Annotated in this window: 11 protein-coding genes; 9 read left to right on the forward strand and 2 right to left on the reverse strand. The window is 58.9% G+C overall.

Features of this window, described 5'->3' with window-relative positions; all coding sequences use genetic code 11:
* Nucleotides 1-27 precede the first annotated feature (27 nt).
* Together nhaA and nhaR are read left to right on the forward strand one after the other, a co-directional pair.
* Nucleotides 28-1197, forward strand: coding sequence for a Na+/H+ antiporter NhaA (gene nhaA, locus I6G83_RS10250; protein ID WP_054305902.1), 1170 nt, complete (start codon nt 28-30; stop codon nt 1195-1197).
* 171 nt (nt 1198-1368) lie between these two features.
* Nucleotides 1369-2265: a transcriptional activator NhaR gene (gene nhaR / locus I6G83_RS10255; protein ID WP_015670850.1), complete on the forward strand. Its 897-nt coding sequence runs from the start codon at nt 1369-1371 to the stop codon at nt 2263-2265.
* A 65-nt stretch (nt 2266-2330) separates the two neighbouring features.
* On the opposite strand, the gene rpsT is transcribed toward nhaR, so the two are convergent.
* Nucleotides 2331-2594 (reverse strand): 30S ribosomal protein S20, encoded by a 264-nt coding sequence (rpsT, locus tag I6G83_RS10260; protein WP_015670851.1) that lies wholly within the window; start codon nt 2592-2594, stop codon nt 2331-2333.
* Nucleotides 2595-2986: 392 nt separating this feature from the next.
* Here rpsT and ribF point away from each other — a divergent pair, with 392 nt between their 5' ends.
* Genes ribF through ispH form a run of 5 tightly spaced genes read left to right on the forward strand, consistent with a single transcriptional unit; the run spans nt 2987 to nt 8694 of the window.
* A complete protein-coding gene (ribF, locus tag I6G83_RS10265) occupies nt 2987-3925 on the forward strand; it encodes a bifunctional riboflavin kinase/FAD synthetase (protein WP_054305903.1) in 939 nt (312 codons plus the stop codon).
* A 40-nt stretch (nt 3926-3965) separates the two neighbouring features.
* On the forward strand, nt 3966-6782 hold the full coding sequence (ileS, locus tag I6G83_RS10270; protein ID WP_054305904.1) for an isoleucine--tRNA ligase: 2817 nt from the start codon (nt 3966-3968) through the stop codon (nt 6780-6782).
* Entirely contained in the window at nt 6782-7288 is a 507-nt protein-coding gene (lspA, locus tag I6G83_RS10275) for a signal peptidase II (RefSeq protein WP_054305905.1), read from the forward strand. The genes ileS and lspA overlap by 1 nt, the downstream gene beginning before the upstream one ends.
* Nucleotide 7289: 1 nt before the next feature.
* Nucleotides 7290-7760 carry an FKBP-type peptidyl-prolyl cis-trans isomerase gene (gene fkpB / locus I6G83_RS10280; protein WP_054305906.1) on the forward strand — a complete coding sequence of 157 codons (471 nt, stop codon included), beginning with the start codon at nt 7290-7292 and terminating at the stop codon, nt 7758-7760.
* On the forward strand, nt 7741-8694 hold the full coding sequence (ispH, locus tag I6G83_RS10285; RefSeq protein ID WP_054305907.1) for a 4-hydroxy-3-methylbut-2-enyl diphosphate reductase: 954 nt from the start codon (nt 7741-7743) through the stop codon (nt 8692-8694). Before fkpB ends, ispH begins: the two co-directional genes overlap by 20 nt.
* A gap of 47 nt (nt 8695-8741) precedes the next feature.
* Here ispH and I6G83_RS10290 read toward each other — a convergent pair whose 3' ends face one another.
* On the reverse strand, nt 8742-9638 hold the full coding sequence (locus I6G83_RS10290) for an AraC family transcriptional regulator (protein ID WP_054305908.1): 897 nt from the start codon (nt 9636-9638) through the stop codon (nt 8742-8744).
* Nucleotides 9639-9860: 222 nt separating this feature from the next.
* Here I6G83_RS10290 and melA point away from each other — a divergent pair, with 222 nt between their 5' ends.
* Together melA and I6G83_RS10300 are read left to right on the forward strand one after the other, a co-directional pair.
* A complete protein-coding gene (gene melA / locus I6G83_RS10295; RefSeq protein WP_054305909.1) occupies nt 9861-11168 on the forward strand; it encodes an alpha-glucosidase/alpha-galactosidase in 1308 nt (435 codons plus the stop codon).
* 74 nt (nt 11169-11242) lie between these two features.
* On the forward strand, nt 11243-12505 hold the full coding sequence (locus tag I6G83_RS10300; RefSeq protein ID WP_062779158.1) for an MFS transporter: 1263 nt from the start codon (nt 11243-11245) through the stop codon (nt 12503-12505).
* Nucleotides 12506-12565: the final 60 nt, after the last annotated feature.

Raw genomic sequence — 12565 nt, forward strand, 5'->3', positions numbered from 1 at the left:
TTGCGTTTTTGTCGGGAGTGACAGTGCATGACCAATATTATTCGTCAATTTTTACGCCAGGAGGCGGCAGGCGGCATCATTCTGATTGTGGCGGCGGTGATCGCCCTGATGATGGCCAACTCACCGCTGCAGGGCGTGTATCAGGGATTCCTTAACCTGCCGGTGATGGTAAAGATTTCCTCGCTGGAGATCGCCAAGCCGCTGCTGCTGTGGATTAACGATGGCCTGATGGCGATCTTCTTCCTGGTGGTCGGGCTGGAGGTCAAGCGCGAGCTGATGCAAGGCTCGCTGGCCGGGCGCGATAAAGCGGTGTTCCCGGCGATTGCCGCGCTGGGCGGGATGCTGGCGCCGGCGCTGATTTACCTGTTGTTCAACGGCGGCGATGATATCGCGCGTCAGGGCTGGGCGATTCCGGCCGCGACCGATATCGCCTTTGCCCTGGGGGTGATGGCGCTGCTGGGCAACCGGGTGCCGACCAGCCTCAAAGTATTCCTGCTGGCGCTGGCGATCATTGATGACCTGGGGGTTATCGTGATTATCGCCCTGTTCTATACCCATGAGGTGTCGCTGGCGGCGCTGGGGGTGGTGGCGGCGGCCGTTGCGGTGCTGGCGCTGATGAACTGGCGCGGGGTGAGCAAAACCTCTATCTATATGATTGTCGGCCTGGTGCTGTGGGTGGCGATCCTCAAATCCGGCGTGCATGCGACGTTGGCCGGGGTGATTGTCGGCTTTATGATCCCGCTGAAGGTCAAAAAGGGGCCGTCGCCTTCAGAGACGCTGGAGCATGAAATGCATCCTTGGGTGGCATTCCTGATCCTGCCGCTATTCGCCTTTGCCAACGCCGGGGTGTCGCTGGAGGGGGTTTCCCTCAACGGTCTGGCCTCTCTGCTGCCGATGGGCATCGCCGCCGGCCTGTTTATCGGCAAGCCGCTGGGGATCTTTATCTTCAGCTGGCTGGCGGTGAAGTCCGGCATCGCCCGCTTGCCGGAGGATATCGGCTTCAAACAGGTGTTTGCCGTTTCGGTGCTGTGTGGTATTGGTTTTACCATGTCGATCTTTATCGCTTCGCTGGCCTTCAGCGGTGCGGACGAGGCGTTCAGCACCTACTCGCGCCTGGGGATTCTGTTAGGTTCCACCGCGGCGGCGCTGGTGGGTTACGCGCTGCTGCGTCTGTCGCTGGCGCACCGGGGCAAATAGGCGATTACCTTACCGCGATGATGGGCTACAATTGTGGTCGGAGCTGTGTATCATGATGGCGGCTCCGGCCTCGAAATCAGAGGTAGGAAATATGTCGCCAGGAAGAAAAGGGAGTTTGTCGCTCAATACGGCAGACCGTTTGCCGCAGCGAAGCGTAAGGAGAACAACGTCGTGAGAATGTCGCATATCAACTTTAATCATCTGTATTACTTCTGGCAGGTTTGCAAGGAAGGCTCGGTGGTGGGCGCGGCGGAAGCGCTGTTCCTGACTCCGCAGACCATTACCGGCCAGATCAAGGCGCTGGAAGAGCGTCTGGACGGCAAGCTGTTCAAGCGCCAGGGGCGCGGGCTGGTGCCTTCCGAGCTGGGGCAGCTGGTGTTCCGCTACGCCGACAAGATGTTTATGCTCAGCCAGGAAATGCTGGATATCGTCAACTATCGCAAAGAGTCCAACCTGCTGTTTGACGTCGGGGTGGCGGACGCATTATCCAAACGGCTGGTCAGCCAGGTGCTGGAAACGGCGGTAGTGGAGAACGAGCAAATCCACCTGCGCTGCTTTGAGTCGACGCATGAGATGCTGCTGGAGCAGCTCAGTCAGCACAAGCTGGATATGATCCTGTCGGACTGTCCGGTGGACTCCAGCCAGCAGGAAGGGCTGTTCTCGCTGAAGCTGGGTGAGTGCGGCATCAGTTTCTTCTGCCGTCAGCCGGTGCCGGATCTGCCGTTCCCCGCCTGTCTGCAGCAGCGTAAGCTGCTGATCCCCGGCCGCCGTTCAATGCTGGGGCGCAAACTGCTTAACTGGTTCAACAGCCAGGGTATTCAGGTTGAGGTACTGGGAGAGTTTGATGACGCGGCGCTGATGAAAGCGTTCGGCATGTACCATAACGCCATTTTTGTTGCGCCGACGCTGTATGCGCAGGATACCTACAATGATGATGACGTGGTGGAGATTGGCCGTATCGATAACGTGCAGGAAGAGTACTACGTTATTTTTGCCGAGCGTATGATTCAGCATCCGGCGGTGCAGCGGGTGTGCAACAAGGATTTTTCCGCGCTGTTTACTCTCTGAGGCGGAACGCAGACGTAAAAAAACCGGCCAGAGCCGGTTTTTTTAACAAGCAGACAACGTAATGCTTATTGCATTGCGTTGATTTGCGCAGTCAGGTTTGACTTATGACGCGCTGCTTTGTTTTTGTGGATCAGGCCTTTAGCTGCCTGACGGTCCACAAGTGGTTGCATTTCGTTGAATGCGTTTTGTGCTGCAGTTTTGTCGCCGGCTGCGATAGCGGCATATACCTTCTTGATGAAGGTACGCACCATTGAGCGACGGCTAGCATTGTGCTTGCGGCGTTTCTCAGACTGTACGGCGCGTTTCTTAGCTGATTTGATATTAGCCAAGGTCCAACTCCCAAATATATTCTATTGAGGACAATTCAAAGGCCGAGGAATATGCCCTTTTAGCCTTCGTTTGTCAATGGATTTGTGCAAATAAGCGCCGTTTGTACGGTCGGCACTCGCTACGTTGTGATGGCGCAGGATTTTACCAGCTTCGTCCATGGGAATACAGTGTTTCACGATAAAATTCGCCCGCTTTTGCGCCATGACGGCGACAAGGCGACGCGCGCCCGGCTCCGCGGGCTGTTCTTTGCCGGATAAACTGCGCTTTAGGCGTTTCTCCCGCCGACAATCTTCGGTATGGTGTGACTATTACATCCAAGGAAGCAATCGCGGGTTAACCTTAACCGCTGTACAAGGTATAATCCGCCGATTTCCACTGTTTTGAGCCAGCTATGGAGCTAATTCGCGGCATTCACAACATTCGGGCGCGCCACCATGGTTGCGTGCTCACCATCGGCAATTTTGACGGCGTGCATCGCGGTCACAAGGCGCTGTTGGAGCAGCTAAAGCAAGAGGGCCAACGCCTCGGGCTGCCGGTGATCGTCATGATTTTCGAGCCGCAGCCGCTGGAGCTGTTTGCGGCGGACAAGGCGCCGGCCCGCCTGACGCGCTTGCGCGACAAGGCGAAGTATCTGGCGCAGGCCGGGGTTGATTACCTGCTGTGCGTCAAGTTCGATCCGCGTTTCGCCGCCCATACCGCGCAGTCCTTTGTTGCCGAACTGCTGGTGCAAAAACTGGGGGTGAAGTTCCTGATGGTGGGGGACGATTTTCGCTTTGGCGCCAACCGCCTCGGCGATTTTCCGCTGTTGCAGAAAGCCGGCGCGGAATACGGCTTCGAGGTGGTCAGCACCCCGACCTTCCGTGAAGGCGGGCAGCGCATCAGCAGCACGGCGATCCGCAACGCGCTGCGCGATGACGATCTGCCGCTGGCGGAAACGCTGCTGGGCCATCCCTACAGTATTTCCGGGCGCGTGGTGCACGGCGATGAGCTGGGGCGCACCATCGGTTTCCCGACCGCCAATCTGCCGCTGAAGCGGCTGGTTGCGCCGGTGAAAGGCGTGTATGCCGTTGAGGTATACGGCCTTGGCCCGCAGCCGTTGCCGGGCGTGGCCAATATCGGCACGCGCCCGACCGTCGCCGGCGTGCGCCAGCAACTGGAAGTCCATCTGCTGGATGTCACAATGGATCTTTATGGGCGCCATATTGATGTGGTGCTCCGCGCAAAACTGCGCAATGAACAGCGTTTTGCTTCGCTCGACGCGCTGAAGCAGCAAATCGCCAATGATGTGGTGAGCGCCCGGGAATTCTTCGGGCCAAAGACACTGGTTTAATCGCTCTACCTAAATAGCCGAAAACGGAAACGAGAATCTCATGAGTGACTATAAGAACACCCTGAACCTGCCGGAAACAGGGTTCCCGATGCGCGGCGATCTCGCCAAGCGCGAACCTGGCATGCTGCAACGTTGGTATGAACAGGATCTGTACGGGATTATTCGTGCTGCCAAAAAGGGTAAAAAAACCTTCATTCTGCATGACGGCCCTCCGTATGCGAACGGCAACATTCACATTGGTCACTCGGTTAACAAGATTCTCAAAGACATTATTATCAAGTCAAAAGGGATGGCCGGTTACGACTCGCCGTATGTGCCGGGCTGGGACTGTCACGGTCTGCCGATCGAGCTGAAAGTCGAGCAGCTGTACGGCAAGCCGGGCGAGAAGCTGAGCGCCGCCGAGTTCCGTCAGAAGTGCCGTGAATACGCCAAAGAGCAGGTTGAAGGCCAGAAGAAGGACTTTATCCGCCTGGGCGTGTTGGGGGACTGGGACCGCCCATACCTGACGATGGACTTCAAGACCGAAGCCAACATCATCCGCGCGCTGGGTAAAATCATCGACAACGGCCACCTGCTGAAGGGCGCCAAGCCGGTTCACTGGTGTACCGACTGCGGCTCTTCCCTGGCGGAAGCGGAAGTCGAGTATTACGACAAAACCTCGCCGTCGATCGACGTGACCTTCCACGCCAGCGATGCGGCGGCGGTGGCGGCCAAGTTCGGCGTCAGCAATTTCAGCGGCGCGATTTCGCTGGTGATCTGGACCACCACGCCGTGGACCCTGCCGGCCAACCGCGCAATCTCGCTGAACCCGGAATTCACCTACCAGCTGGTGCAGGTTGACGGCCAGAGCCTGATCCTGGCCGAAGATCTGGTGACCAGCGTGATGAAACGCGCCGGCATCACCGACTGGACGGTGCTGGGCAGCTGCAAGGGCGCAGATCTGGAGCTGTTGCGCTTCCAGCATCCGTTTATGGGCTTTGACGTGCCGGCGATCATGGGCGACCACGTAACGCTGGACGCCGGTACCGGCGCGGTGCACACCGCCGGCGGCCATGGCCCGGACGACTTCGTCATCAGCCAGAAATACGGTCTGGAGATCGCCAACCCGGTCGGCCCGAACGGCTGCTACCTGACCGGCACCCATCCGCAGCTGGATGGCAAATTCGTCTTCAAGGCCAACGACCTGATCGTCGAGATGCTGCGCGAGCAGGGCGCGCTGCTGCATGTGGAAAAGCTGCAGCACAGCTACCCGTGCTGCTGGCGTCATAAAACGCCGATCATCTTCCGCGCCACGCCGCAGTGGTTTATCAGCATGGATCAGAAGGGGCTGCGTCAGCAGTCGCTGCAAGAGATCAAAGGCGTGAAGTGGATCCCGGACTGGGGCCAGGCGCGTATCGAAACCATGGTCGTCAACCGTCCTGACTGGTGCATTTCGCGTCAGCGCACCTGGGGCGTTCCGATGGCGCTGTTCGTGCATAAAGAGAGCGAACAGCTGCACCCGCGCAGCGTGGAGCTGATGGAAGAGGTCGCCAAGCGCGTGGAGCAGGACGGCATCCAGGCGTGGTGGGATCTGAACCCGGCGGACATCCTCGGCGCGGACGCCGACAACTATATGAAAGTGCCGGACACGCTGGACGTCTGGTTCGATTCCGGCTCCACCCATGCGTCGGTGGTCGACGTGCGTCCTGAATTCCAGGGCCACGGCGCGGACATGTATCTGGAAGGTTCCGACCAGCACCGCGGCTGGTTTATGTCATCGCTGATGATCTCCACCGCGATGAAGGGCAAGGCGCCGTACAAAGAGGTGCTGACCCACGGCTTTACCGTTGACGGCCAGGGTCGCAAGATGTCCAAGTCTATCGGCAACACCGTTAGCCCGCAGGACGTGATGAACAAGCTGGGCGGCGACATTCTGCGTCTGTGGGTGGCGTCTACCGACTACACCGGCGAGATTGCGGTATCTGATGAGATCCTCAAGCGCGCCGCCGACTCGTATCGCCGTATCCGCAACACCGCACGCTTCCTGCTGGCGAACCTGAGCGGCTTCGATCCAAGCACCGACTGCCTGGATCCGGAAGATATGGTGGTGCTGGACCGCTGGGCGGTCGGCCGCGCCATGGCGGCGCAAAAAGACATTGAGCACGCCTACGCCAACTACGACTTCCACGAAGTGGTGCAGCGTCTGATGCAGTTCTGCTCGGTTGAGATGGGCTCCTTCTATCTGGACATCATCAAGGACCGTCAGTACACCGCCAAGAGCGACAGCAACGCGCGCCGCAGCTGCCAGACCGCGCTGTTCCACATTGCGGAAGCGCTGGTGCGCTGGATGGCGCCGATCATGTCGTTCACCGCCGATGAAATCTGGGGCTTCCTGCCGGGCGACCGCGCGCAGTTCGTGTTTACCGAAGAGTGGTACGACGGTCTGTTCCGCCTGGCCGAAGGCGAAAGCATGAACGACGAGTTCTGGGCCGAGCTGCTGAAAGTGCGCGGCGAAGTCAACAAGGTGCTGGAGCAGGCGCGCGCCGACAAGCGTCTCGGCGGTTCGCTGGAAGCGTCGGTCACGCTGTACGCCGACGATGCGCTGGCCGCGCACCTGAACAATCTGCAGGATGAGCTGCGCTTCGTGCTGCTGACCTCCGGCGCGCGCGTTGCGCCGCTGGCGGATGCGCCGGCGGATGCGCAGCAGAGCGAACAGCTGAAGGGTCTGAAAATCGCCTTCGACAGCGCTGAAGGTGAAAAATGTCCGCGCTGCTGGCATTACACCACGGATATCGGCAAGGTGGCGGAGCACGCAGATCTTTGCGGCCGCTGTGTGAGCAACGTAGCCGGCGACGGCGAAAAACGTAAATTTGCCTGATGAGTAAACCGATCTGTTCGACCGGCCTGCGTTGGCTGTGGTTAGTGGTGGTGGTGCTGGCGCTGGATTTTGTCAGCAAACAGTGGATTCTGAGCCATTTCGCGCTGGGCCAGTCCCAGCCGTTGGTGCCGTTCTTCAACCTGTACTACGCGCGTAACTACGGCGCGGCGTTCAGCTTCCTGGCCGACCACGGCGGCTGGCAGCGCTGGTTCTTCGCCGGCATCGCCGTCGCCATCGTGGCGGTGCTGCTGGTGATGATGTACCGCAGCCAGGCGCAGCAAAAGCTGAACAACATCGCCTATGCGTTTATTATCGGCGGCGCGCTGGGCAACCTGTTTGACCGCCTGTGGCACGGCTTTGTGGTCGACTTTATCGATTTCTATGTCGGCAACTGGCATTACCCGACCTTCAATCTCGCAGACAGCTTTATCTGCGTGGGGGCGGCGATGATCGTACTGGAAGGCTTCCTGCCTTCCGGCAAGCGTGCAACGAGTAAAGGTGAGTAACATGACGGCCCAGGTACAACCTAACAGCGCAGTGCTGGTGCATTTCACGCTGAAACTGGAAGATGGTTCAACGGCGGAATCCACCCGCGGCAACGGTAAACCGGCGCTGTTCCGCCTTGGCGACGGCAGCCTGTCGGCGTCGCTGGAGCAGCAGCTGCTCGGCCTGAGCGCCGGCGACAAGCGCGCCTTTACGCTGCAGCCGGAAGACGCATTCGGCGCCAACAACCCGGATTTGATCCAGTTCTTCCTGCGCCGCGACTTTGCCGAAACCGGCGTGCCGGAAGTGGGCACCATCATGCTGTTCACCTCGATGGACGGCAAAGAGATGCCGGGCGTCGTGCGCGAAGTGGCCGAAGAGTCGGTCACCGTTGATTTTAACCATCCGCTGGCGGGGCACCCGATCACCTTCGACATTGAAGTGCTGGAGATCGATCCGCAGCAGGAGGAGACGCATGCAAATACTGCTGGCTAACCCGCGCGGCTTCTGCGCCGGGGTCGATCGCGCAATCAGCATCGTTGAACGTGCGCTGGAGATTTACGGCGCGCCAATCTACGTGCGTCACGAAGTGGTGCATAACCGCTATGTGGTCGACAGCCTGCGCGCGCGCGGCGCGGTGTTTATCGAAGAGATTGCGGAAGTGCCGGACGGCTCGATCCTGATCTTCTCGGCGCACGGCGTGTCGCAGGCGGTGCGCGCCGAGGCGAAGGCGCGCGATCTGACCATGCTGTTTGACGCCACCTGTCCGCTGGTGACCAAGGTGCATATGGAAGTAGCGCGCGCCAGTCGCAAAGGCGTGGAAGCGATTCTGATCGGCCATGCGGGCCACCCGGAAGTTGAAGGCACCATGGGCCAGTACAGCAACCCGCAAGGGGGCATGTATCTGGTCGAATCGCCGGACGACGTATGGAAGCTGCAGGTCAAGAACGAAGACAACCTGTGCTTTATGACGCAGACCACGCTGTCGGTGGATGATACTTCGGACGTGATCGACGCCCTGCGTCAACGCTTCCCGAAAATCATCGGGCCGCGCAAAGACGATATTTGTTACGCCACCACCAACCGTCAGGAAGCGGTGCGTAACCTGGCCGGCGATGCGGACGTGGTGCTGGTGGTGGGGTCGAAAAACTCCTCCAACTCCAACCGTCTGGCGGAGTTGGCGCAGCGGGTCGGCAAGCCGGCTTACCTGATTGATTCAGCGATGGATATTCAGGAGCAGTGGCTGAAGGATGCCAGCAATATCGGCGTGACCGCCGGCGCCTCGGCGCCGGACGTGCTGGTGCAGGAAGTCATCAGCCGGCTGAAGGCCCTGGGCGGTAAGAACGTGCAGGAAATCAGCGGCCGTGAAGAGAATATCGTGTTCGAAGTGCCGAAAGAGCTGCGGGTCGATATCAAGCAGGTCGATTAAGACTGACGCTATCAGATGAAACGGGGAGCTGCGGCTCCCCGTTTTTTTTAGCCGCGTGACTGCGCGATGTCGCTATCGACACGCAGCGTAGCCATCAGGCGCGGCTCAATGCTGGGGGTAAGGTCGCCTTCACCGCTGCGCCAGGCGCTGGGGGAGACGCCGTAAAACTGGCGAAACGCCTTGCAGAAGTGCAGCTGGTTGTCATAGCCCACCGACAGCGCCACCACCTTAATCGCCGCGCTGCCGTGGCGCAGCAGGCTGGCGGCGACACTCATGCGCACCTGCAGCAAATACTCTTTCGGCCCCAGGCCAAACTCCGCTTTAAACAGACGGCTCAGATAGCTGCGGTTCAGGTTGCAGTAGGCCGCCAGCTGGCCGATGGAGAGCGGTTCGTGGTAGCGGCTTTCCAGGTATTTCACCGCTTTGCTGAGATGGCGGGTCTTTTCCGCCGGCGCGGCCGGCTGCTCCTGTTGGGCATTGGCGATCAGCGCGGCGAAGAACTGGTAGCTTAAGCCGATGATTTTCAGCCAGGCGTCGTTTTGTTCGTGGGCGACAATCTCCGCCAGACAGCGCCGTTCCTCGGCATCCTGCCGGTAGCGCTGCGGCCGGTAAACCGGCCTCAGGCGGCTAAGGCGGCACTGCTGAAACAGCGTGGCGGCCATCAGGCCGTCGACCTCAATCCACATGTAGTGCCAGGGATCCTGCGGGTCCGCGCAATAGGTGGTGACATCGTGAGGATAGATCAGAAAGCCCTCGCCGGGGCGAATCACAAACTCGCCGCTGTCGGTATACAGCGTCCCGCAGCCGGATATCACATAATGAAATAGGTAATGCTGGCGCACCGCCGGGCCGAAACGGTGGCCGGGCGCACAATCCTCGTGGCCGAACTGAAACACGTTCAGTTCGATACCTGAGGTATTGGCCAGGGTAAAGCTCTTGTGCATCGCCGTTTTCCGCCGTTTTACGCCTAATTTAGCTACAGGATAGCAGTGCTCTGGCTTTTGCAGCGTGCATGCCGGCCGGGAGTAGGAGCCAGTTCACACTTTTTTTTGACCGTCGTTTTTACCCATAATGAGGTCACATTTCTACATATACAGCCCGGCGTGCAGCCACTACTTTCACTACAGACCTATCGTTAACCCCGTTCAGGCATGTGGAGAAACAGTATGATTAAAGTGACGTTTATGGGCGCAGGCAGCACAATTTTCGCGAAGAATGTGTTGGGCGACATCATGTGTACGCCGGCGCTGCGGGAAGTGGATATTGCGCTGTACGATATCGACAGCAACCGTCTGAACGAGTCGCTGACGATGCTCAGTAATATCAATCAGAACGTCAACGACGGTAAGGCGATCATTACCCCGTATCTGGGGGAGGAGAACCGCCGCGCGGCGCTGCAGGGCGCCAACTATGTGGTGAATGCCATCCAGGTCGGCGGCTACGATCCCTGCACCATCACCGACTTTGAAATCGCGAAGAAATTCGGCCTGCGGCAGACCATCGCCGATACGCTGGGGATTGGCGGTATTTTCCGCGCGCTGCGCACCATTCCGGTGCTGTTCTCTTTTGCCCGCGATATGGAAGAGGTATGCCCGGACGCCTGGCTGCTTAACTACACCAACCCGATGGCCTCGCTGACCGGCGCGATGCTGCGCCATACCGGCGTAAAGACCGTCGGCCTGTGCCACAGCGTGCAGGTGTGCGCCGATACGCTGCTGAAAAGCGTCGATATGCCGACCGACGACGTGCAGTTCCATATCGCCGGCATCAACCATATGGCCTGGCTGCTGGATATCCGCCGCCACGGGCAGGATCTCTATCCGGAAATCAAACGGCGCGCCGCGGCGCTGCAGGGCAAGCATGACGATATGGTGCGCCATGAGATCATGAAAACCTTCGGCTATTACGTCACCGAATCTTCGGAGCATAACGCCGAATATATGCCGTACTGGATCAAGCGCAACTACCCGGAGCTGATCGAACGCTTCAATATTCCGCTGGATGAGTATCCGCGCCGCTGTATTGAGCAGATTGCCCAGTGGGAGCAGCAAAAGCAGGAATTGACCCACGACGCCCATCTCAGCCATACGCGTACCCACGAATACGCCTCTTACATTATCGAAGCCATGGAAACCGACCGCCCGTACAAGATCGGCGGCAACGTGCTCAATAGCGGCCTTATCACCAATCTGCCGAACGAAGCCTGCGTCGAGGTGCCTTGCCTGGTGGACGGGCAGGGCATTACGCCGTGCTACGTGGGCAACCTGCCGGAGCAGCTGGCGGCGCTCAACCGCACCAACATCAACACGCAGCTGCTGACCATTGAGGCGGCGGTGACGCACAAACGCGAGGCGATCTACCATGCCGCGCTGCTTGACCCGCATACCTCGGCGGAACTGTCGATCGACGATACCCGCCGGCTGTGCGATGCGCTGATCGAGGCGCACGGCGACTGGCTGCCGGCCTACCACTAATTTATTCGGAGCATCACTTCCACCAATAATATCCCGGGCGCGCGGCGCGTCCGGGCACAAAGGGATGGCGAGCTATGTTTTATCTGAAAAACAAGAATTTCTGGATATTCAGCGGCTTTTGCTTCTTCTACTTTTTTATCTTGGGTTCTGTCCTGCCTTTCTTCCCGCTCTGGCTGCATGACGTCAACCAGCTTGACCAGCGACAAACCGGCATTGTGTTCTCCTTTATGGCGTTCTTTGCGCTGGTGTGCCAGCCGGTGTTCGGCTTTATTACCGACCGCTTCGGCCTGAAGAAACACCTGCTGTGGATGATCATCGTACTGCTGATGTTTCTGGCGCCGCTGTTTATCTACGTGATTTCACCGCTGCTGCAGAGCCATTTTATCGCCGGCGCGCTGCTGTGCGGCCTTTATCTGGGACTGGTGGCCAGCGGCGGTTCGCCGGCGATTGAAGCCTATGTGGAAAAGGTCAGCCGGCGCAGCCAGTTTGAATACGGGCGCGTGCGGCTGTTCGGCTGTATCGGCTGGGCGATTTGCGCCTCGATCGTCGGCTACACCTTCACCATCAATAATCAGTTTTCGCTGTGGCTGGCGTCCGGCTGTACGCTGGTTCTGGCGCTGCTGCTGTGCCTGTTCCGGCCGGAAAAAAGCGGCACGGTTACCGTGGCGGCAGGGCTGGCGCTGAACAAGAACCCGGTCAGCCTGCGTTCGGCCTTGCGGCTGCTGCGGATGCGCAAGTTCTGGTTCCTGGTGATGTATATCGTCGGCGTCGCCTGCGTGTATGACGTGTTCGATCAGCAGTTCGCCAACTTCTTTACCTCTTTCTTCCGCGATCGCCATAGCGGGACGCAGGCCTTTGGCTATGTCACCACGCTGGGCGAATTCCTCAACGCCTTTATCATGTTTTTCGCCCCGCTGATTATTAACCGCATCGGCGGCAAGAACGCGCTGCTGATCGCCGGGGCGATCATGTCGCTGCGCATTATCGGCTCCTCGTTTGCCGACTCGGTGACGGCGGTGATCGCGCTCAAGATGCTGCATATGTTTGAGGTGCCGTTCCTGCTGGTGGGCATTTTCAAATACATCACTACCCAGTTCGACGTGAAGCTGTCCGCCTCTATTTATCTGTTCGGCTTTTGCTTTTTTAAGCAGTTTTCCGCCATCGGCATGTCCTATGCGGCAGGGATGATGTATGCGGCATACGGTTTTAAAACCGCCTACCTGATCCTGGGCGGCATTGCGCTGCTGTTTACCGTGATTGCCGCCTTCACCCTCAGCGGCAGCGCGCTGCCGGGGCGGGTGAATAAGCCCCTGGCGGCGCCGTCGCAAACTGCATGATTATGTAGCCGCGGGGATATAGCGTTACTGATAACCAACCGGCGATATCATAAATTTCTT

It is taken from the genome of Serratia rubidaea (assembly GCF_016026735.1).
In the GTDB taxonomy this organism is placed as follows: Bacteria; Pseudomonadota; Gammaproteobacteria; order Enterobacterales; family Enterobacteriaceae; genus Serratia_B; species Serratia_B rubidaea.

What these genes read in the sequence shown, in the direction of transcription:
- melA (WP_054305909.1), top strand. Translation starts at nt 9,861, where the DNA reads ATGATTAAAGTGACGTTTATGGGCGCAGGCAGCACAATTTTCGCGAAG.
- fkpB (WP_054305906.1), top strand. Translation starts at nt 7,290, where the DNA reads ATGACGGCCCAGGTACAACCTAACAGCGCAGTGCTGGTGCATTTCACG.
- ribF (WP_054305903.1), top strand. Translation starts at nt 2,987, where the DNA reads ATGGAGCTAATTCGCGGCATTCACAACATTCGGGCGCGCCACCATGGT.
- ileS (WP_054305904.1), top strand. Translation starts at nt 3,966, where the DNA reads ATGAGTGACTATAAGAACACCCTGAACCTGCCGGAAACAGGGTTCCCG.
- I6G83_RS10290 (WP_054305908.1), bottom strand. Translation starts at nt 9,638, where the DNA reads ATGCACAAGAGCTTTACCCTGGCCAATACCTCAGGTATCGAACTGAAC.
- lspA (WP_054305905.1), top strand. Translation starts at nt 6,782, where the DNA reads ATGAGTAAACCGATCTGTTCGACCGGCCTGCGTTGGCTGTGGTTAGTG.
- I6G83_RS10300 (WP_062779158.1), top strand. Translation starts at nt 11,243, where the DNA reads ATGTTTTATCTGAAAAACAAGAATTTCTGGATATTCAGCGGCTTTTGC.
- nhaA (WP_054305902.1), top strand. Translation starts at nt 28, where the DNA reads ATGACCAATATTATTCGTCAATTTTTACGCCAGGAGGCGGCAGGCGGC.
- ispH (WP_054305907.1), top strand. Translation starts at nt 7,741, where the DNA reads ATGCAAATACTGCTGGCTAACCCGCGCGGCTTCTGCGCCGGGGTCGAT.